Source organism: Polynucleobacter sp. TUM22923, from assembly GCF_030295705.1.
Taxonomy (GTDB): domain Bacteria; phylum Pseudomonadota; class Gammaproteobacteria; order Burkholderiales; family Burkholderiaceae; genus Polynucleobacter.
The window spans coordinates 390789-410102 of sequence record NZ_AP027274.1 but is presented as its reverse complement, the minus strand read 5'-3'; the positions used below and the strand labels follow the sequence as shown (position 1 = coordinate 410102).

Here is a 19314-nt window from a genome sequence, read left to right as displayed (position 1 = left end):
TGCCAATCTTAGACTTGGAGGTTTAGATCATCATTGACTTCGGTCAATTTCCCCCTGAAATCTAGAAACAACCAGGTTTATAGCTATGTAAACAGCTCTTTATGCTTCGTTTTCATGCGACTTAATGTCTCTGGGGAGAGATTTAAATAGGCGGCCAGCTCTTTTTTGGGGAGAAGCTCAAACAATGCCTCATATTTACGCAAGAAACGCTCCACCCGCCCAGGGGCATCGAGCATATGCAGGGTGATGGTGTGGGCCATGATTTCACTCATTAAACGCATCACCTCAAACTCGAAACTCTCTTTTAATGGCTGATGCGCATCTAAAAATTCAGCCCACTTTTTCAGGGGCATGCGTGCTACACGGGCCTTAGTAACGCAGGCAATACTGTAGGGGGCCGCGGTTTTCAGACGCCAAGCAGCATAGCTAGTCTCGATGTCTTTCTCAATGGCAAAACGCAAAATCATCTCTTTAGCGTCAGCGCTGGATACGATCCGCTTCAAAATTCCATCTAAAACGAAATATTGCTCCATTTGATGATCGCCTTGATGGAGCAGGATTTCAGATTTTTTGAGATCTGAAACCTCTAAATGGCGCTCTAACTCTGCCATTGCCTCTAAATCCAGGCTTTTGAGCACTGAATTTTGGCTCAGCTGTAAGCGAATCAGGTTTTTTTCGGGATGCTTGTCTAACGCTGTCATAAATCATTACTCCTAGCCCCCATATTGTAGGCTGATTAAGTAATAAAACATCCTCATTTCTAAAACTAAGCTATAGTCAAGGAGTCGTGGTGCTTTATTGCAATGCAATAAAGTTAAACGGGAAACACTAAACGTGTGCTGCCCCCGCAACGGTAAGTAAATACTTCCTAACTTTTAAGCTAGGTAGTCAGGAGTCTGATTTAGCCACTGTGCGCGTCAATTGCATGGGAAGGCCAGCCTCTGAAATTTACAAGCCCGGATACCGGCCAAGACAGGTGGAATTTTGCGGACGGGGATCCTTCGCGTGCCAGTAAGACGTTCCTCTGTCACACGATGGAGATGTCTAATTGACGCTCGAGCTCTCAAAAGTGAAATTCTGTTCGACCCAGCTTACGGGGAAGTAAGCTTGGTAATTCGAAGGCAGAAGGTTCATCATGAAACAGCAGTTCAGCAATAACAGCTTGCGCGCCCTACTATGCGTAGCGTCAATCTCAATCAGTAATGTAGTGTTTGCGCAAAACACCAGCACTGCATCTGTAACAAACTCTTTAGCTCCTGCGAATCCCGTAATTGTTACGGCAACTCGCTCTCCAAAATCTGGAAATGATGTGTTGGCCGACTTTGTATATATCACTAGGGAAGAGATTGAAAATTCAGGGCAATCAAGCCTGCCCGACTTGCTTCAGCAGCAAAGAGGTATTCAGATATCCAATAATGGTGGAGCGGGTAATATTTCGAGTGTTTATCTAAGGGGCGCTAGTAACGCGCAAAGTCTAGTCATTATTGATGGCGTTAAGATTGACTCTACAACCGGAGGAGCCATATGGAATGCAATTCCACTCTCCCTCATAGATCATATCGAGATTATTTATGGGCCCCAAAGTACATTCTATGGATCTGATGCTATGGGAGGTGTCGTTCAAATATTCACAAAAAAAGGTAGTGGTACAACCCAATTTGAAGCAACTGCTGGCTATGGAGGTTACAACACCAGCATTACAAGCGCCTCCCTCTCTGGAGCCCTAGGCAAAGAAAGTGGAACCACTTATTCCATCGGAATTAGTCAGGAAAATTCTGCTGGTTTTAATACTGTTGCACCAAACAACACGCATTATAAAGGTGGTGTTAACTATCCAAGCGTGTACCCATCCCCATTTCCAACGACTGCAACTGGATATACAAGAATAGGCGCAACGGGGTCAGTAACAAACCAATGGGCCCAGGGTCAAGAAGCTGGTGTAAAAATATTTACCAGCAAAAATACTTGGCAATACCCAAGTAGCATGTATGACGCAAACACTTATGCTAGCAATCCACAAACCCAGATTGGCGTAAACCAGCTCGCTATCTTTTCTGCCTATTCAAAAAATCAAGTAACAGATGTTTGGAAAAGTCTTTTTCAGGTATCAAGCTCTACTAATGCCTCACAAAGTTTGACTTCACAAAGCAATGATCGCTTAGTAACTCCTTCCTATGATTTTTTATGGCAAAACGACATCAAACTTGGTGCAGATAAGCTTCAGTTTCTTTTAGAGAAAAATATGCAATATGCAAATATGAACAATTCACTTTATCAGACCGGTTGCGAGTTTGGATTCGTTGGCGCTTGTAATAGCCTAAACATTAATCAACTCCGTACAACTAACTCGCTTGCCGGTTCTTATGAGTTCAAGCGCGGAAATAATCTTGCTACCTTAGCCTTACGAAATGATCAAATTTCACAATACGGATCAAAAGCGACCTATAGCGCTGCATATGGTTATTTTTTAACGAGAGAACTGAGAGCCAATATTAATTACGGTACTGGGTTTAGGGCACCATCATTTAATGATCTGTATTACCCGGGCTACGGAAATACAAACTTAAAGCCGGAGACTAATAAAAATCTAGAAGTAGGAATCCACTATGAAGCACTTAAGTATGGGGTTCACTTAACTGCCTATCAAAATAAGATAGATAACTTTATTGTGCCAATCAATTGCCCTGATTACATCTGCAGTAATCCTTCAAATTATTCAGGATCGTATCCTGCAAATTTCAGCCTAGTACAGATTAAAGGAGCCTCACTCGGAGTAGATGGCAGGATTAATGACTTGACCCTTAAGGCATCAGCAGATGCCATGAGCACAGTGGATCAAACAACTGGACTAGGTGTTCCAAATCGAGCAAATTGGGTGGGTAATTTACTTGCCGACTATAGAATTAATAAAATAAACGTTGGTACAAACATCACGCTATCAGGGCAACGCTGGGGCGGCGTAAACGGGACGCAAACTGCAAATATTAACAACATGCCCAGCTATACGTTAGTTGGTCTTTACGGAAGTTATCAGATTGAAAAGAACCTTTCCGCCTACCTGAGGTGGAATAACGTATTTAATTCTCAATATCAAACGAACTTTGGCTATGCAAATGCGGGCTCTAATGTCTTTGCTGGCGTGCGTTATGCGATGAAATAGATAAAAGCGGGGGCTTGCAGGGTTGCCAGTCAGAGCTACAATGCCTATATGGAAGAGCAAATCCCCTTCACCACTCCCCATCAGGCTGATACTGATGTGGCAACGTCTATTGAGCGCTTAGCAAATAAGATAAAACTCATTGCTGAGGCAGTAAAGACTTTGCATCAAGAGCGGTTGGCTCAAGAAACCAAAATTGAAGACGCTCAGAAGCGTATTCAGCATATTTTGAGCCGACTGCCGGATCAAAGTGATACCCGTCAAATGAATTTACTTGGCGATGCTGCAACGCCAACTACCCCAGAGGATGACAATGAGCCAACAACGCATTGAAGTAAGCCTCGCGGGGCAAAAGATCACTTTAGCTACTAGCACTGAGCATGAGCCTTTACTGCGTGCTGCCTGTACTTTGGTAGACGAACAAATTCAACTGGCAATTAATGGTGGTAATCGCAGCATAGAGCGCGCCAGCATGATGGCCGCCATCAAAATTGCTGGGGACCTGATTGCCTTGCAACTGAGCCCCCAAGCTCCATCAGCTCAAAGCACCTCGCCGCAGGCCAATCCAGAAGAGATGGCGCGCCTACAACATGAGATTCACTCCCTAGAAGATCAAGTAGATGCTTTGATGCAAACCCTTTCCCTGCCTGGTTCGCCAAGGCCAATAGTTCCTTGAACCGATGCGCAAGCATCAGGAGCGGTTTTTACCTTGTGGGCGTGAGCGTTTCGAATCCTCACAGTGGCAGCTTCGCGCTGTTCACTCCCTGAGCTTCTTAATGCACCCAAAACAGAGTAGCCGTTCCAACTTGAACCCTAGAGTTCGGGATAACGGCCTAGCGGCCAAGGCGGGGAATTCATCATGTCAATAAGTGACATTGCAATGCTCATGCTGTGTGGCAGTATTTCTGGCTTTCTTGCTGGGCTGCTGGGTATTGGCGGCGGCATGATACTGGTGCCATTCATGATTTTGGTTTTTAATCATCTCGGATTTAGCCAAAACGTCATCGTGCACATGGCTATTGCTACAGGTATGGCAACCATTCTGTTCACCACTACTTCGGCCGTATGGGCGCATCACAAACATCAGTCAATAGACTGGAAGTTAGTTGCCTCATTAAGTCCGGGCTTAGTCATTGGTAGCCTGGTGGGTGGTAGCGAAATCTTTGAGGCAATCAATACCTCTTGGCTATCCCTTTGCTTTGCCCTATTCATTGTGTACACCTCGGTTCAAATGATTATCAATAAAAAACCTACGGCTGGCCGTGAGTTGCCAGGAAGGTTAGGGCTTTTTTCATTTGGGGCCTTTACAGGCGTGATTGCAAGCTTAGTGGGTGCAGGCGGTGCATTTATTACCGTACCGTTCATGTTGTGGTGTAACGTAAAACCCCACACTGCGATGGCCAGCTCCTCAGGTCTTGGGTTTCCTATTGCGGCTGCAGCCACTATTGGGTATATGTATGGCAGTTGGGGCAACCCAAACCTCCCGGAGGGATCCCTAGGATTTGTCTATGTACCCGCAGTCATCTGCATTGTGGCAGTAAGTATTTTTACCGCCCCATTAGGCGCAAAAATGGCCCGCAAACTCGATGTAGCTCAGCTTAAACGCATCTTTGGTGTGATGCTGTTCATGCTTGCGGCTTTTATGTTCAACGAAAGCCGCAAGGCATTTGGGTTTTAAGTAGGGCTGGCTGTTAGCTAGTGTATTGCTGTCGCAGAATATTCTTTTGAACTTTACCCATAGCGTTGCGAGGCAAGTCAGCAACTACTTCTAAGCGCTTGGGAATCTTAAAGTTAGCAATCTGCGTTTTCAGGGTAGCAATCATCGCTTGAGGATCTAACTTCACACCCTTCTTTGGAACAACTACCGCCATCACTGCCTCACCGAAATCAGGATGCGGAATACCAATTACTGCACTCTCATCTACACCATCCATATCGTCAATAAAGCTCTCAATTTCTTTTGGGTAGACGTTATAGCCGCCAGAAATAATCAGATCCTTACTGCGCCCAACAATACATAAGTAATCCTTAGGTGCCGTACCGCCATTAGCAGCACCACCCCAGCGACCAACATCACCCGTCTTAAACCAGCCGTCCTTAGTAAATTCTTCGGCCGTCTTTTCAGGCATGCGCCAGTAACCCTTAAATATGTTCGGACCCTTCACCTGAATACTGCCAATTTCATTTGGGCCACAAGGCTTGTTATTTTCATTCACCACCCGAACCTTCACTCCTGGCAAAGGCAAGCCAACTGAACCGCCTATACGACTTCCCTTATAGGGATTGGAGACTAACATCACAGTTTCACTCATGCCGTAACGCTCAAGTATGGGCTGGCCAATCACTTCTTTAAAGGTATTAAAAGTTTCTGTCAGCAGCGGGGCAGATCCAGAAACAAATAGCCGCATATTGCTTGTAACCTGCTTAGTAAACCCTTTATCCGCTAACAGGCGCACATAAAAGGTCGGCACACCCATCATGACGGTAGAGCTTGGCATGTGATGGATGAGTTGCGCTGTGTCTAAACGTGGCAACCAAATCATTTTGCTGCCATTGATTAATGCGCCATGAGCAGCAACAAATAAGCCATGCACATGGAAAATGGGAAGCGCATGCAATAAAACATCCCCTTTTTTCCAGCCCCAGAATTTTTGCAAAACCTGTGCATTACTGCCTAGGTTCCGATGGGTCAGCATCGCGCCTTTACTGCGGCCAGTGGTACCGGAGGTATACAAAATGGCAGCTAAATCATCATCCTTAGCAGGCACTGTTTTGAACTGATCACTTTGATTGGCGCAACGCTCAAGTAAAGTTCCTGTGCGATCCTCATCCAGCGTAAAGACGCGCATGGTGCCCGCCTTAAAAGCCACCTTAGACACCCAGGAGAAATTCTTACTACTGCACACCATCACAGCAGGCTCAGCATTTTCTAGAAAGTACTGAATCTCTGCCGCCTGATATGCCGTATTGAGTGGCAAATACACATAGCCCGCCTTGACAGTAGCCAAGTACAGAAAAAGGGCTTCAGGGGACTTTTCAACTTGCGCTGCAATACGCGAACCGGCCGGCAGTTTGAGGCTCTTTAAAAAATTCGCCATCTTGGCAGTAGCACGCTCTAGATCGCTCCAGGAGTAATACAGTCCATCATGCGTTTCTAGTGCACATGCTTGCTTGTCTTTTGGAAAACCTTTTTCCAAGAGAGAATATAAATTCATAAGAGCCTCAAAACCAGTCAGTTAAATCAAGTCATTAATCAAGCTTAGCGCCAGAGGCCTTAGCAACGGCAGCCCAGCGCTTAATATCAGCAGAAACAAACTTACCAAATGCTTCCCCAGTTAGATTCGGAGTGTCAGAACCATTATTAGTCCAGATAGTCTTTAGTTCAGGGGTATTGATTGCTTTCTGTATTTCAGCAATCATTTTGTCAACGATCGGTTGTGGTGTGCCCTTGGGTGCAAATATGCCATACCAAGTAGAAACCTCATACCCAACTAGCCCCGCTTCCGCTGCAGTGGGCACATTTGGAAAACCAGGCGCGCGCTTTTGTGAGGCTACAGCCAAAGCTACGATGGCGCCATTTTTAATTTGGGGTGCAGAAGAGCCTAGACCATCAAACTCTACATCTACCTGACCAGCAATCAAATCCTGCATTGCGGGACCTGCGCCACGGTAAGGAATATGAGTGATAAACGTCTTGGTTAGCATTTTAAATTGCTCACCAGCTAAGTGATGTGATGAACCATTACCAGCACTCGCATAGTTGAACTTGCCAGGATTCTTTTTGAGGAGCTCGATAAATTCTTTAAGATTTTTGGCTTGTACATTCTTAGGATTCACCACAATCACTTGAGGTGGATTTGCAATCATTGCAACCGGGATAAAGCTCTTCTCAATATCGTAGTCAAGATTAGGGTACATAGATGGTGCAATCGCATGATGCGCTGCGCCAACAAAAAAACTGTAACCATCTGGAGCCGCTTTTGCTGCGATAGAAGCGCCTAATGTACCGCCTGCACCACCGCGGTTATCGATGATAATTTGCTTGCCTAATTGCTTTGTGAGCTGATTGGCTAATGGCCGAGCAAAAGCGTCGGTACCGCCACCAGCTGGAAATGGGACAACAAAAGTAATTGGCTTATTGGGCCACTCTTGAGCCATTACGGTTAATGGAATTGCGCAGATTAAAAATAAGGCCTTCTTTAATTTGCCAAATGACATTACTGAAGTCTTGCTGACTTGATTAAACATGTCTATCTCCTATCTTTTAATCAACTAAGTTGTTGATTTTATTTAAATAAAAAACTACTAAACACCACATTCTAATCGTGACTTATCCTAAAGGGGAAAGTACCCACCCTAGGGCTAAGCACTGATTTCACTAAAGTTTGCTTAAGGGGCCATTAGACGCGCTACCGCCCTTGAAAATACGATTTCACCATCAGCGAAGCGCTCATGATTATCTTCGACGCTACCCAAGTCATAGAGATAATTCACCATTAGCCCAGCGGATTGGCGCAAGCCCTTACGAGACAGATCTCCTGCCCAGTTAATGAGATGCAATTTGGCGCCATTTCCCAAATGAAATTTAGCGACTGGATTGCCATTGCGCCCAGTCGAAGCAAGGCCTAAATAAATCCCCGCCAAACACATCAGAGATTCTTTTTCTTTTTCAGTGGCTAAATCAGGATGCCAACCGGCTGCCAGACGCTCGCTCCAGGACTGACCCTCTAATTTAAGTACAGCTAAAGCAGCATCACGCGCTGTCTTCAGATTTGGTTTCAAACGCTCCGCAGGAACACCATCACCTAAATTTGCACCTGCAGCAATCCAATCAATAAACCCAGGAATTGGGGACAGCGTTACAAAGGTTTTGATTCCTGGAAATTCAGCATGTAACTGCTCTGCTACCCTTTTGATTAAGAAGTTACCCATCGACACGCCACGCAAGCCAGGCTCACAATTGCTAATAGAATAAAAAACAGCCACTTTATATTGAGAAACTTGATCTACCGTTTCCGCTCTTTTATCCACCAGAGGCGTAATCACTGTAGGAATCTCGGGAAGTAGCGCTACTTCCACGAAGATTAAAGGTTCACTAGGTAGCTGTGGATGAAAAAAAGCAAAGCAACGACGGTCCGGCTGTAGGCGACGGCGTAAGTCATCCCAGCCGTCAATGGCATGAACTGCCTCGTGCTTAATTAGCTTCTCCAACACTTCAGCTGGCGACTTCCAATCCACCCGATGCATCTTTAAAAAGCCTGGATTAAACCAGGACGAGAGCAAATGCCGTATGTCAAAGTCGACTGCCGCTAACTCTGGCCGCTTGTCTAGAAGCTGCAATAAATCGCGTCGCATCTGTACCACTGAGGCAGTACCGTGACTAGCTCGGTTTAAGCGACGAAAAAATTCCTGTCGCGGAGATTCAGAAACTTTTTGCAATTGAATGTAATTACGCGCACTCGAATCCGCAGAAAAATTTTGGGCCGCCTTTAAAACTGCATCCGCCTGAGGATTAAGTTTCTCAAACAAGAAGGTAAAAAAAGATCCATGCTGATCTTTACTTAATTTTCGATAGTTATTTACAACATCGTCCGCCATGCTCAGCGCATTAGATTCTCCGCGCTCCGATATAAGGCGCTTAATTGCGTTGTTTGCTTTTGATAGATTGCGGGCTTTAGTTAACTTTTCCAGCATGTCATTCTCTTAATTGAGGGTGAATTAAAGCGATACAGGTGCAAATAGATGATTTTCCAGGGAAATTCACTGATTTCTTGGATTTTAACTACAAAAGATCTAAAAATCTCACTATTTAACTTCTGATAAGCGCTTTTTTCGTATTATTACCCAATATAAGGTAAATGCCCAAAACGATCATTGGGAGGGATAGCCATTGACCCATCGAAAGACCAAAGCCCAAGAGGCCTAAAAAAGCATCGGGTTCTCTCGCAAATTCAGCCAAGAATCGGCAAATACCGTAACCCAGTAGGAAACAACCAGACACCTGCCCCACTCTGTGCGGTTTACTTGAGTAGATCCAAAGCAAGACACCCAGACAAAGACCCTCCCCAAAGAGCTGATAGAGCTGCGAAGGATGGCGTGCAACTGAATCCACCATGGGAAATACCATAGCCCAAGGTAAATCTGTTGGCCGACCCCATAGTTCACCGTTGATAAAGTTTCCAAGGCGGCCAAATGCTAATCCAAATGGGACTAATGGAGCTACGAGATCACTGACAAAAAAGAAGGAAACTTTTCGGCGGCGGGCAAACCAAAGTAATGCCGCCAACACACCTAGTAGGCCGCCATGAAAAGACATGCCGCCTTCCCATACTTTAAGAATACTGAGTGGGTTTTCAAAATAGTAGCCAGGCATATAAAACAAGGTGTAACCCAGGCGACCCCCAAGGACTACCCCAAGTACGCCTGCAAATAAAAGATCCTCTAAGTCTTTGTAGGTCCAGCCTAGCGCTTGATATTGAGAGGCGCGAATACGCAATCGCCCTAATAATAAGAATTGCGCAAAGGCCAAGAGATACATCAGGCCATACCAATGAATAGCGAATGAGCCAATGCGCAATACGGCGGGATCAAACTGAGGATGTATCAACATAATAAGGTCTAGCTAAAGACTATCAAGCCTTGGATTGATCGAAATTATGTAATTCATGACCCAAGTCACGATAGGCTTTATAGCGCTCGCGCCCAGCTAAACGCTCTGCGTCATTAACAGTGACGACTTCCACAATTCTAGGGAAGCGCGTAGCTAATGCAGCCACGTCTTTTGGCATACGCATACCCAGATGAATCAAAACATCCGCATTGGGCACATTGGCTAAAGCAGGTGAAGAAAAATCGTGTGTCAGCACAATAGGTGTTTCTGCAGCAGCATCATCTTCAATAAAACAATGTGGCAAAAATTCACTAGCCCCGAATGTCCAGAGCAGCTCATCCAACCGCATCAAATCCACCTTCTCGCCCACCATCACGATATTTCTAACAGGCTGCCCAGTAGGGGTGGCACTCCAAATTTTGCGAGTTAAGCGGCAAGCGTATTCCAGCTTGTTGCTCACATTGCTATGAAAGTCTATGCGTGCCATCAGTATTTATTGGCCGAGTAAATAATTCACTAGCAGCGGAACGGGGCGACCGGTAGCACCTTTTGCGGCGCCACTTTTCCATGCGGTACCCGCAATGTCTAAATGCGCCCACTTGTATTTCTCGGTAAAACGAGAAAGAAAACATGCTGCAGTCACGCTTCCCGCAGGGCGGCCGCCGATGTTTGCTACATCTGCAAAATTCGATTTCAGCTGCTCATGATAGGCAGCATCTAAAGGAAGGCGCCACACAGTATCTAAAGAGGCATGCCCAGCCTTAGTAAGCGCACTCACTAAACCTTCATCATCTGAAAATACGCCACTGTGTACATGTCCCAACGCAATAATGCACGCGCCTGTTAAGGTTGCCACGTCGATGACGGCTTTTGGCTTAAAGCGCTCGACATACGTAAGTGCATCACACAAAATTAAACGACCCTCGGCATCCGTATTGAGAATCTCAATTGTTTGACCCGACATACTTTTCACAATATCGCCCGGACGCGTAGCTTGACCGGAAGGCATATTTTCACAAGTTGGAATAACGCCGATGACATTCTTTTTTAACTTCATTAAGGCAGCGGTGTACATCGTACCAATCACAGATGCGGCCCCACACATGTCGTACTTCATCTCATCCATGGCTTCGCCAGGCTTTAAGGAGATGCCACCCGTATCAAAGGTAATACCCTTGCCCACCAACACAATCGGGGCTTCGCCCGCTTTGCCGCCTTGATGGCGCATCACGATAAATTGTGGCGGCATATCAGAGCCCTGGGCAACCGATAAAAAAGAGCCCATTCCCAGCGCTTCGATTTGCTTGCGACCTAAGACCTCAACCTTTAGTCCTGTTTTCTTGCTTAAGCCTTGAGCAGTTTTACCCAGATAGGTAGGAGTGCAAATATTAGGCGGTAAGTTTCCTAAATCTTTAGCTAAATGCATTCCCTCAACGATCGCAGCACCCTCTAACACAGCCGCCCTCATCTCTTTGGCGCAGGCATCATTGCCAGCAAAGGTCAAATGATTAAAGGTATCGGCTTTATCTTTAGCTTTAAATTTTAAGGCCGGCTGTCGTACCCCAAAACGATATGCTTGGTCGCCTGCATATTGAATCGTCAAACGTACTTCCTCGGCAATAAAGTCCACACGGTGCCCCATCGCAAAGCTAGGAACAAACCACAAAGCATTTTGAATGGAGCCGCCGCTTAGCTGCTTAAGGGCTGCGCGAGCAATCTTTGAATAGGCATTGAGATTGCGTTCAGGTGCTTTGGCTGTATCTCCTAGGCAAATCAAAAGAATGCGTTTTGCCTTAGCGCCGTTTAAAGCCCATGCTTTATCTGCACGCAAGATACAAACGGAAGCTGATTGGCCATCTAAATCCCCCACAAGGTTGGCGTGGGTCACTGACCCCCCTAACAAAAGGTCTAATTCAGAAAGAAGACCTGATTTAGCCTTGGTTGCACCAAAAGCCTCTAGGTCCAGTTTGGAATACGCCAAAACCAAACAATCAGTGGATTGGGCCAACAAAGTTGATAGCCCAGTCTTCAGTTGTTTGGGGTGGCTGATGTCGGCTTTGGAGAAAATCTTGCTACTAAATTGAATAGTCATGGTCTCAGGCAGTATTTTTAAGTCAATTCAAGGAGGAAAATTAGTATTTATCCATTATCCTCCGACATGAGGTTTCACTTCCTGAGTGAGCCAATAAACACTCAAATTACTCCAGCCACCGCCCACACTCCAATATGATTTTTCACCAGTCCCTTCGCCGCGAGCTCAGTTTTACGACTGGCGGCGTCTTTTTGGTCTTGGTCACCATCATGATTACGACATTAGTAATCCGAATTCTAGGTTTTGCTGCCAACGGTGCCGTAAACCCAGAAGATGCGCTCGTGCTGATTGCTCTAGCTACCCTAGGGTATATGGCGGTACTACTCACCGTTTCCTTATTTGTTGCCGTTTTGATCGTGTTGGTGCGCTGGTACAAAGATTCAGAAATGATTGTGTGGTTTGCAAGCGGGCTCAGTGTTGCCAACCTCATCCGCCCTATTCTTCAGTTTGCAGCTCCGCTGATCATCATCATCGCCTTACTCGCATTATTTGTTTGGCCTTGGGCTAACCGTGAATCCACTCTAATTAGCCAGCGCTTTCAGCAACGTAGTGATGTATCCATGGTTGCTGCGGGGCAATTTAGAGAGTCAGCCAAGGCAGGAAGGGTATTCTTTATCGAAGCGTTGGATGTTGATAAAAGCGAGGTAAAGAACATCTTTGCAGCCGAAACAAAAAATGGACGGCTCAGTATTGCAGTTGCCTCTACTGGCTTTATACAGAATGTGGGTAATGGTGATAAGTCGATCGTACTCAATCATGGCAGGCGCTACGAGGGTACGCCAACCCAATCTGACTTTAGAATTTTAGAGTTTTCAGAGTACACCACGAATATTTACAACAAAGAGGTACTAGACCCACCGCCTCGGGATAGAGAGAAAATGATTTCTGAATTAATCAACGATCAGAATCCCAGCGTTGTGAATGCCAACAGAGCGGAACTGCTGTGGCGTATTGGACTTCCATTAATGGCGCTTGGCTTAGTGCTGATTGCCATTCCACTGGCCTATGTCAACCCTAGACTTGGAAGCTATACAGCGATGTTTTATGCGGTATTGATTTATCTCATCTACAGTAATTTGTTGAACTTAACGCAAAATTTTGTAGCCCAAGGTAAGGTGAATGCATTGGTGGGTGTATGGCCAATTCATGTGCTCGCCTTTTGCATCGCTTATTTACTGATTCGAAATCGGATCAACCCATCATTGAAATGGTGGCGCCGTCAACTGCCCGCCTTTTTGACTAGCAAATGAAATATCTTTTCCCTTACATCTTTGAGCGTTATTTAGCTAAGCAAATCTACGCTGCATTTGGATTTATCTTATTTGCTCTGGTTGCACTATTTTTATTCTTTGACATCCTCAGTGAGCTTGGCTCTGTAAAAGGTCAATACACCCTCCCTTTAGCACTCTTACATGTACTACTGAAGGCGCCTAGTCGGATATCTGAAATTATTCCGATTGCCGGCTTAATCGGTAGTATTTATGTTTTCGCGATGCTCGCTAGCCAATCCGAGTTCACGATTTTACGTATTGCGGGCCTAGACATTAAACGGGGCTTAACAACGCTAGCCAAAATTTCATTACCGTTAATCGTATTGACCTTGATGATGAGTGAATGGCTTGGTCCTTATACCGAAAATTTATCTGATCAAATCCGCATGAAGGCTCTAGGGTCGACCTATAGCTCACAATTTAAAACGGGGATCTGGGTAAAGGATCGCCTGCGAGACGAAGATGGAAGCGGTCCAATCAGACCTGGAGTGCGCTATGTGAATGTAGGAAAAATAGCGCAAGATAATGAAATCAAAGATATCCGCATGTATGAATTTGATGACGCGTATCGACTACTCTCCATTCGTAGCGCTGCGTCGGGCCGCTTTGATCAAAGTGGCACTTGGATTCTGGATGACGTTACCGAAACCCGCTTTAAAGAAACCAAGCAATCAGATCCCCTCAATCCCGCTTACTCAGCGCAAACGATTACTCACCCTATCGTGAGCTTGAACTCCGAAGTAACGCCCCAGATTTTGAGTGTGCTGCTAGTGAGCCCTGAAAAAATGTCGATTTTTAGCCTAGGGCGTTTTATTACCCATCTAACAGAGAATAAACAGGATACGCAACGCCATTCCATTGCCTTTTGGAAAAAAGTAATTTACCCCTTCACTATTTTTGTAATGCTGACCTTGGCCCTTCCATTTGCCTATTTAAAAGTCCGAGCCGGTGGCGTTGGCATCAAGGTGTTTGGCGGCATTATGCTTGGCATGAGTTTTCAGTTGTTTAATTCCCTCTTTTCAAATGTGGGGCTACTGGGTTCCTGGCCAACTTTACTCACCGCCCTTATTCCTCCTTTGGCCTATTTGATTCTGGCCTTAATAGGCTTGCGCTGGGTCTCTAAAACTTAAGACGTGAAAATCATATAGAATTCACTTTATATATTAATAAAGATATAAAGAATGGAATTCAGATGAACTTGCATCAATTTCGCTTTGTGCGCGAGGCAGTGAGGCAGAACTTCAATCTCACCAGTGCTGCTAAAGCACTCTTCACCTCACAACCAGGTGTTTCTAAGGCCATCATTGAGCTTGAAGATGAACTGGGCGTAGAAATCTTCAGACGCCATGGCAAACGCGTCCGCTCCCTTACTGAGCCTGGAAAACGCATTCTTTTGTCCATTGAACGCATTCTGGATGAGGTAGAGACTTTAAAGCGGGTGGGGAAAGATTTTGCGAGTCAAGATCAGGGGAGCTTTGTTATTGCGACCACGCATACGCAAGCCCGCTATGCGCTCCCCAAAGTGCTCACTGAATTCACGAAACGCTTTCCAAAAGTACGCGTCAGTATTCAACAAGGAAACCCGGGGCAGATTGCAGAGCTACTGATTCATGACCGTGCAGATATCGCCATTGCTACTGAAGGCATTGCCAATACGCCAGGCGTGCTCGCCTTACCCGGTTACCAGTGGCATCACGTCGTCATGGTGCCGCTCAGTCACCCCCTCCTTAATCAAGCAACTGTCACCCTTGAAGAAATTGCAAAGTACCCCCTGATCACTTATGACAAAGCCTTTGCAGGTCGAAGTAAGATCGACGCCGCATTTGCACAACGCAATTTAAGCCCTGACATTATTTTGGAAGCCATTGATGCAGATGTGATTAAGACCTATGTTGAAACTGGCATGGGCGTGGGTATTGTGGCTGGCCTAGCCTATGATGCTGATCGAGATCGCAATCTACGAGTCATTCCTGTTGGGCATCTTTTTGGAAACAATGTGACTCATCTAGGCGTCAAGCAAGGCGCTTACCTGCGCTCGTTTGTGTACACCTTTATTGAGCTTTTCTCACCGACACTCACCAAAAAGATCGTCGAGCAAGCTATGAATAACGAGTCAGAAACATATGAAATTTAGGGATTGCGGGTACTAGGGACCCAGAATCAGTCGACTAAGACTGGTGCCCCGGGGCGGACTTGAACCGCCACGCCTTGCGGCACCGGATTTTGAGTCCGGCACGTCTACCAATTCCATCACCGGGGCAGGTGTTTGCAGAGGAAAAACTGCATTGAAGCGCACATCGAGGAAAGAGTGTAACAAAAAAAGTATGCGCAGAGCCGTTATTCATGTGAGAAGCACTTAAAATATCGTCTTCAAGCCAAATTACTCAGAAGGACTTACCCGTATGGCCGGCCATTCGAAATGGGCCAATATTCAGCACCGCAAAGGACGTCAAGACGAAAAGCGCGGGAAGATTTGGACCAAACTCATTAAAGAAATTACTGTTGCAGCTAAATTAGGCGGTGGCGATATTGGCACTAATCCCCGCTTGCGCCTAGCCATTGATAAGGCTAAAGACGCCAACATGCCCAATGACAATGTACAACGCGCTATTTCGCGTGGCACAGGTTCGTTAGAGGGGGTGAACTACGAAGAGATTCGTTATGAAGGTTATGGGATCAATGGAGCTGCCATTATTGTTGACTGCTTAACGGATAACCGCACCCGCACCGTTGCTGAAGTTCGTCATGCATTTAATAAAAATGGTGGCAATATGGGCGCAGAAGGTTCGGTTGCGTTTATGTTTAAGCATTGCGGGCAAATGCTTTTTGCGCCTGGCTCGAATGAAGATCAATTACTGGAAATAGCACTAGATGCTGGCGCAGATGATGTACTCACACACGATGATGGCTCGATTGAAGTATTGACGCCGGTACCGGATTTTTCCAAGATTCAGGATGCCCTCATGAATGCAGGCCTAAAGCCAGAATTGGCGACAGTAGCCATGCGCCCAGAAAATGAAATTGCCCTAGAGGGTGATCAAGCCGACAGCATGCAAAAACTACTAGATGCTCTTGAAAACTTAGATGATGTACAAGAAGTATTTACGAATGTCTCATTCTAGTCATCGCCTATTGCGACCAAATTGAAGCTATTTACAATCTTTTTTAATTAACTCTTTATGAAAATTCTTTTAATTGGCTCTGGCGGACGTGAACATGCGCTTGCCTGGAAGTTAGCTCAGTCATCACATGTACAAAAGGTATTTGTTGCCCCTGGTAACGGCGGTACAGCCACAGCGAAACAAACAACAGCGGGGATCGAAAATCTGCCGATCTCTGATTTGCAAGATCTCGTAGACTTTGCTAAACGTGAAAATATTCACCTTACTGTTGTAGGTCCTGAAGCCCCACTGGCTGCCGGTATCGTAGATTTATTTCGTGCCAATGGTTTGCGCATCTTTGGACCCACTCAACTAGCCGCACAACTAGAGTCCTCTAAAGATTTCTCCAAAGCCTTTATGAAACGGCATGGCATTCCTACTGCGGAATATCAAACCTTTTCTAACGCTTTGGAGGCGCATGCCTACATTGAGGCCAAAGGAGCGCCTATTGTGATTAAGGCCGATGGATTGGCCGCAGGCAAAGGGGTGGTGGTAGCGATGCACTCAGAAGAAGCGCATGCAGCCGTCGATATGATGCTAGCTGACAATAAATTAGGCAATGCTGGCGCACGGGTTGTTATAGAAGAGTTTCTTGCTGGTGAAGAGGCTAGCTTTATTGTTTTAGTCGACGGTAAACATGTTTTAGCCTTAGCGACTAGCCAAGATCACAAGCGCTTACTCGATGCAGATCAGGGTCCTAATACAGGCGGTATGGGGGCTTACTCTCCTGCCCCAGTTGTTACTCCAGAGATTCATGCGCGTGCATTGCGTGAAGTCATCATGCCAACTGTAAAAGGGATGCAAGCCGATGGTATTCCCTACACAGGATTTTTATATGCTGGACTCATGATTACGCCCGATGGAAAAATCAAGACCCTAGAATTTAATTGCCGTATGGGCGATCCAGAGACGCAGCCCATCATGGCTCGCTTGCGTAGTGATTTAGTTAATGCACTAGATCATGCTGTGGATGGAACACTGAATGAGGTAGAGCTTGAGTGGGATCGTAGAACTGCCTTGGGTGTTGTCCTTGCGGCCCACAACTATCCAGAAACACCACGTAACGGTGATGTCATTACGGGCATTACGCAAGATACCGAAGATCAATTAACCTTTCATGCGGGTACTAAGCTGCAAGATGGCCAACTAGTAACCTCTGGTGGGCGAGTAATGTGCATCGTTGGCTTATCCGATACTGTTCGTGGTGCACAACAAAAAGCGTACGAGGCGATTGCTAAGATTCATTTTGATGGAATGCAATACCGTAACGATATTGGCTATCGCGCGGTTAAATAATTTCTGATTAGTTATCTAGCTAGTTGCCTACTTACCTAACCCATATTGACCTCCTATAAAAAAGTATTCGCCCTTGTCATCAAGTACACAAAATCCGATTGATATTGCAACCCTCAAAGCTTACTTCTTAGGCCTGCAAGATCGCATCACCAGCGCAATGAGTGGCCTTGATGGCAAAGCGTTTTTGGTGGATGCCTGGGAGAAGCCAGCAGATAGCAAACTTCAAGGTTATGGCCGTACCTGCACTCTGGATGGCGGCAATATTTTGGAAAAAGGTGGCGTAGGGTTTTCTCATGTTCGCGGTGATCAGATGCCACCCTCAGCCACACATCACCGTCCTGAAGTTGCAGGCCGAAGCTTTGAAGCAATGGGGGTTTCACTAGTATTCCATCCACGCAGTCCAAAGATACCGACCACCCATATGAATGTGCGCTGCTTTATAGCGCAAGCACCTGATAAAGAGCCAGTCTGGTGGTTCGGTGGCGGCTTCGACCTCACGCCGTATTACGGCGTAGATGAAGACTGCAGACATTTTCATCAAACAGCTAAGGATGCTTTAGATCCCTTTGGTGAAACCCTCTATCCTCAGTTTAAAAAATGGTGTGATGAATACTTTTATTTAAAGCATCGTGATGAGCCCCGCGGTATCGGCGGTGTTTTCTTTGATGATTTTAATCAACTGGGATTTGAAGATAGCTTTGCAATGACGCGTGCCGTTGGCGATGCTTTTATTGATGCTTATTTGCCGATCGTGAAACGTCGACACCAAGATAGCTTTACGCCCGAAGAAAAAGCGTTTCAAGAATATCGTCGTGGTCGCTATGTGGAATACAACCTCCTTTTTGACCGTGGGACTATTTTTGGCCTCCACTCTGGCGGCAGGACAGAATCGATCTTGATGTCGATGCCTCCAGTAGTGCAATGGTGGTACAACTGGCAACCAAAAGCAGGAACGCCGGAAGCTAAGCTATACGACTACTACCTAAAGCCGCGCGACTGGTTGGCCTAAATGGCATTACCTACACCTACACCTACCCCAGATAAACTAAAAAAAATTGGCATCTTCGGCGGCACTTTTGACCCCCCCCATCTGGGCCATCTGCAGCTTGCGGCCCATTTTGCCAAAGCGCTCCATTTGGATGAGTTGCTACTTATTCCTAGTGGGCAGCCTTGGCAAAAGGGATCGGATGTTACGCCTGCAGAAATTCGTTTGCAGTTAACCGAGGCAGCGGGCATTGATTTAGCGAAAACATTCCTTTATGCAAAGATCCCTACGCTGATTGGTATTGAGCGCATCGAGATAGATCGCCCTGGCCCAAGTTATGCGATTGATACCGCTAAAGCACTGCGTGAGCGCTTTGGCGACAATGCGAGCTTATGCTGGCTCATGGGCGCAGACTCCTTAATGCAGCTCGATACTTGGAACTCCTGGGATCAACTCTTAAATTATGTGAATTTTGCTGTAGCCAGTAGGCCACAGCATGCGCTTTCTGATGAAATCAGCCCTAAAATCCAGCAATTACTCACTAAACATCAAACTAGCGACCCTCAAGCCCTTGAAAATAATCCTTTTGGCCTCATTTACATAGACAATAGCCTTTCAGTAGATATTTCTTCAACCGAACTTCGTGCGCACTTAAAAAGCGCCCCTTCTAGCGCTACGGCTGCTAAATCTATTCCCTCTCACACACTAGAACGCATCATGAATCTGGGCTTATACAAGTAAT

The 19314-nt window shown here is 45.9% G+C and carries 17 protein-coding genes, 1 tRNA gene, 1 other RNA gene, 1 pseudogene and 1 riboswitch; of the genes and pseudogenes, 12 read left to right on the top strand and 8 right to left on the bottom strand.

Translation table 11 applies throughout. From position 1 onward, the window contains the following. Positions 1–83: 83 nt before the first annotated feature. A complete protein-coding gene (locus QUD86_RS02185; RefSeq protein WP_286297719.1) occupies positions 84–701 on the bottom strand; it encodes a Crp/Fnr family transcriptional regulator in 618 nt (205 codons plus the stop codon). Between the two features lie 70 nt (positions 702–771). Then, positions 772–986: riboswitch (cobalamin riboswitch) on the top strand. A 149-nt stretch (positions 987–1135) separates the two neighbouring features. Between QUD86_RS02185 and QUD86_RS02180 the strand changes: the two genes are divergently transcribed. The 5 genes and pseudogenes from QUD86_RS02180 (at position 1136) to QUD86_RS02165 (ending at position 4835) form a co-directional block, all read left to right on the top strand. After that, positions 1136–3160 (top strand): TonB-dependent receptor domain-containing protein, encoded by a 2025-nt coding sequence (locus QUD86_RS02180; protein ID WP_286297717.1) that lies wholly within the window; start codon positions 1136–1138, stop codon positions 3158–3160. A 48-nt stretch (positions 3161–3208) separates the two neighbouring features. After that, positions 3209–3490, top strand: a complete 282-nt coding sequence (locus QUD86_RS02175; protein ID WP_286297716.1) for a hypothetical protein — start codon at positions 3209–3211, stop codon at positions 3488–3490. Beyond that, positions 3438–3695 (top strand): annotated as a pseudogene (locus tag QUD86_RS09540) (cell division protein ZapA); the annotation flags it as partial. The gene QUD86_RS02175 and the pseudogene QUD86_RS09540, both read left to right, overlap by 53 nt. 99 nt (positions 3696–3794) lie before the next feature. Continuing rightward, positions 3795–4013, top strand: a non-coding RNA gene (gene ssrS / locus QUD86_RS09535) — 6S RNA. 3 nt (positions 4014–4016) lie between these two features. Continuing rightward, a complete protein-coding gene (locus tag QUD86_RS02165) occupies positions 4017–4835 on the top strand; it encodes a sulfite exporter TauE/SafE family protein (RefSeq protein WP_286297713.1) in 819 nt (272 codons plus the stop codon). Positions 4836–4848: 13 nt separating this feature from the next. Here the strand turns inward: QUD86_RS02165 and QUD86_RS02160 are convergent, their stop codons facing one another. The 6 genes from QUD86_RS02160 to QUD86_RS02135 form a co-directional block, all read right to left on the bottom strand. Next, on the bottom strand, positions 4849–6372 hold the full coding sequence (locus tag QUD86_RS02160) for a malonate--CoA ligase (RefSeq protein WP_286297711.1): 1524 nt from the start codon (positions 6370–6372) through the stop codon (positions 4849–4851). A gap of 34 nt (positions 6373–6406) precedes the next feature. Next, entirely contained in the window at positions 6407–7315 is a 909-nt protein-coding gene (locus QUD86_RS02155; protein WP_286298594.1) for a Bug family tripartite tricarboxylate transporter substrate binding protein, read from the bottom strand. Positions 7316–7546: 231 nt separating this feature from the next. Beyond that, positions 7547–8851, bottom strand: coding sequence for a malonyl-CoA decarboxylase (locus tag QUD86_RS02150; RefSeq protein ID WP_286297709.1), 1305 nt, complete (start codon positions 8849–8851; stop codon positions 7547–7549). 115 nt (positions 8852–8966) lie between these two features. Further along, the gene (gene lgt / locus QUD86_RS02145) at positions 8967–9767 is read right to left on the bottom strand and encodes a prolipoprotein diacylglyceryl transferase (RefSeq protein WP_286297707.1); all 801 of its coding nucleotides are present in this window, start codon (positions 9765–9767) and stop codon (positions 8967–8969) included. Positions 9768–9789: 22 nt separating this feature from the next. Beyond that, entirely contained in the window at positions 9790–10254 is a 465-nt protein-coding gene (locus QUD86_RS02140; protein WP_286297705.1) for a DNA polymerase III subunit chi, read from the bottom strand. A gap of 6 nt (positions 10255–10260) precedes the next feature. Then, positions 10261–11853: a leucyl aminopeptidase gene (locus QUD86_RS02135; RefSeq protein ID WP_502928887.1), complete on the bottom strand. Its 1593-nt coding sequence runs from the start codon at positions 11851–11853 to the stop codon at positions 10261–10263. A 140-nt stretch (positions 11854–11993) separates the two neighbouring features. Between QUD86_RS02135 and lptF the strand changes: the two genes are divergently transcribed. The 3 genes from lptF (at position 11994) to QUD86_RS02120 (ending at position 15264) form a co-directional block, all read left to right on the top strand. Beyond that, on the top strand, positions 11994–13109 hold the full coding sequence (lptF, locus tag QUD86_RS02130) for an LPS export ABC transporter permease LptF (protein ID WP_286297703.1): 1116 nt from the start codon (positions 11994–11996) through the stop codon (positions 13107–13109). Then, complete coding sequence (lptG, locus tag QUD86_RS02125) at positions 13106–14260, top strand: LPS export ABC transporter permease LptG (RefSeq protein ID WP_286297701.1); 1155 nt, start codon at positions 13106–13108, stop codon at positions 14258–14260. Before lptF ends, lptG begins: the two co-directional genes overlap by 4 nt. A gap of 62 nt (positions 14261–14322) precedes the next feature. Further along, entirely contained in the window at positions 14323–15264 is a 942-nt protein-coding gene (locus tag QUD86_RS02120; protein ID WP_286297700.1) for a CysB family HTH-type transcriptional regulator, read from the top strand. Positions 15265–15305: 41 nt separating this feature from the next. On the opposite strand, the gene QUD86_RS02115 is transcribed toward QUD86_RS02120, so the two are convergent. Continuing rightward, positions 15306–15390 (bottom strand) — tRNA-Leu (locus QUD86_RS02115). A gap of 142 nt (positions 15391–15532) precedes the next feature. Between QUD86_RS02115 and QUD86_RS02110 the strand changes: the two genes are divergently transcribed. The 4 genes from QUD86_RS02110 (at position 15533) to QUD86_RS02095 (ending at position 19313) form a co-directional block, all read left to right on the top strand. After that, the gene (locus QUD86_RS02110; RefSeq protein WP_286297698.1) at positions 15533–16252 is read left to right on the top strand and encodes a YebC/PmpR family DNA-binding transcriptional regulator; all 720 of its coding nucleotides are present in this window, start codon (positions 15533–15535) and stop codon (positions 16250–16252) included. 57 nt (positions 16253–16309) lie between these two features. Next, on the top strand, positions 16310–17587 hold the full coding sequence (purD, locus tag QUD86_RS02105; protein ID WP_286297696.1) for a phosphoribosylamine--glycine ligase: 1278 nt from the start codon (positions 16310–16312) through the stop codon (positions 17585–17587). 97 nt (positions 17588–17684) lie between these two features. Next, complete coding sequence (gene hemF / locus QUD86_RS02100) at positions 17685–18596, top strand: oxygen-dependent coproporphyrinogen oxidase (protein ID WP_286298592.1); 912 nt, start codon at positions 17685–17687, stop codon at positions 18594–18596. Continuing rightward, the gene (locus QUD86_RS02095; protein ID WP_286297693.1) at positions 18597–19313 is read left to right on the top strand and encodes a nicotinate-nucleotide adenylyltransferase; all 717 of its coding nucleotides are present in this window, start codon (positions 18597–18599) and stop codon (positions 19311–19313) included. The last annotated feature ends 1 nt before the right edge of the window (position 19314 follow it).